This window comes from Ventrimonas sp. (genome assembly GCF_048380235.1).
Classification (GTDB): Bacteria; Bacillota; Clostridia; order Lachnospirales; family Lachnospiraceae; genus Brotaphodocola.
The window spans coordinates 1-1,870 of sequence record NZ_DBFCCJ010000071.1 but is presented as its reverse complement, the minus strand read 5'-3'; the positions used below and the strand labels follow the sequence as shown (position 1 = coordinate 1,870).

The following is a 1,870-nucleotide window of genomic DNA, read 5'->3' as shown; positions in this document are numbered from 1 at the left end:
CTCTTCCTGTTCCATCCAGGCAGCCCAGTTTTTCTTCTTCCGGACGGAGCCCTGCAATTCTGCCTCTGCAAACAGTTCTGCCAGAACTTCTTCCTGGGACGTTCTTTGTTTTCGTTTTGTTTCATTGAGTCTCATTGATTTCACCTACTCTACGATCTGATACCAGCCCTCTTTCTCTTCCAAAACACCTGCCTGGAGCATGGTATCCAACAGCCGCTGCGCTTCCTCTGGGGCGATTTCCAACAAAGCAGTCACATCTCCCAGCCGGATGGGTGCAAACGCTGCCAGCTGTAGCACGGTCTCCCACTCTTGTTCTCCCCATCCCTGTTGCAGCACATCGGGCTTTTCTTCCTGCCAGTTCTGAGGCATCTCCGGTTCCGGTTTATATGCCACCTGCAGGGGCACCCGTTCCTCCCAGAGTTCCGGTTCTTCCTCTGATTTCGTCACGTTTTCTTTTCTCACAGGAACTGCCATCACAGAAGAACATTCTGCCTTCCGCTGTGCTTTTTCATGGAAGTTGGTGGAGTATTTTTCATACAGGATATTATCCTTCTCAATCCGGGCATTAAAGAGCACCACTTTTTTATTCCAGACGATCACACCCTCTCCCGGTTTTCCCGTTCCCAAGGCACGGAATTCCCGTTCGGATAAGGGTTGGATTTCTGCCAGGCTCTGGGCATCCACACCGCCCTGATCTAAAAAGCATTTATAGGAACAGTTCTGGAATAGCTCTACCATCTTTTTGTTGGCCAGAGCTGCCACCACGTTCTGCATCGCCAGGGTGACGATTCCTCCGAACTTTCGGAAGGTAATAACTGCATTGTTGAGCATATCTGCAGATCCCGGTTTTTCCGAAACCACTTGTGCCTCATCCACCACTAAGTGTGTGGCTTTCTGCAACTTTTTATTGTAATCCATCCTGGTAGACAGATAATGCAGCACCGTATCCATGACAGCCTCCCAGTTGTTTTCCGGCACGTTGCACATCCCAAATCCCACCAGACGGTTCTGGAATTTGATATTGGTCGGATGTGCCAGCATGTCACAGGAGCCCGTGGTATACTCTTCCAGGGAGTTGTAGATGGGACGGATGATGGCTTCATCGTGAGCGTGCTGTACCTGTTCCAGTTCCTTTCCAATCTCTTCCCGCAGCCAGAGTAAGGTGGGCTGTTTCTTTAACCGCTTTTGAGCAAAAACCTGGGCAAACATCTGCTCCGTACAACGGCTCACCACGGAATCGTGCTCCTGGGTGACCAGGATATTTTTCATGATCGCCTGCACCAGTCCTTTTGCATACTCACACTGTTTGGCCACAAATTCCGCTTTCAGCTCTTTACTGCCGGAAAAGACTTCCTGGGTCACTTCAAATCCATTGAGATAAATCCCGCTTTTAGGGGTCAGGTCAAAATACACTCCCTGATACTCCCTGCAGATATCTTCAAATTCATTCTGGGGATCCAGCACAATGATGTCATCTTCGCTTCCAAGCAAGGTCTGGGAAATCTCGGTCAGCTTGATCAGCATGGATTTTCCAGAACCGGAATATCCCACAATGATCCCGTGAGGGTTGGGAAGGAGTTTCCGGTTGGCAATGAGATACCGTCCCGTTGTTTTATTGATCCCCAGCATCTTTCCGCCCGGCTCCAGGATATCCTGGGCATGATAGGGATTAAATGCCACCAAAGAAGAGGTGAGAAAGAACCGCATATAATCCACCTGTCTCCCACCGATTGGAAGTGCCGTATTTAAGGCTTTCAGTTGTCGAAAATCACAAGGCTCCAAAAAGGCGCCCACTTTATCAGAACGTCCGATGGCGCAGACCTCTTCCATCCGCTCTTGCAACAGCTCCACGCCTTCCTTCACCGGAGCC

At 50.0% G+C, this 1,870-nt stretch carries 1 protein-coding gene; it reads right to left on the bottom strand.

The window, feature by feature from the left end; all coding sequences use genetic code 11:
* Window positions 1-144: 144 nt before the first annotated feature.
* Window positions 145-1,870: VirB4 family type IV secretion system protein (locus tag ACMP1L_RS11370; protein ID WP_418453075.1), on the bottom strand; the 1,726-nt coding region annotated here is incomplete at its 5' end.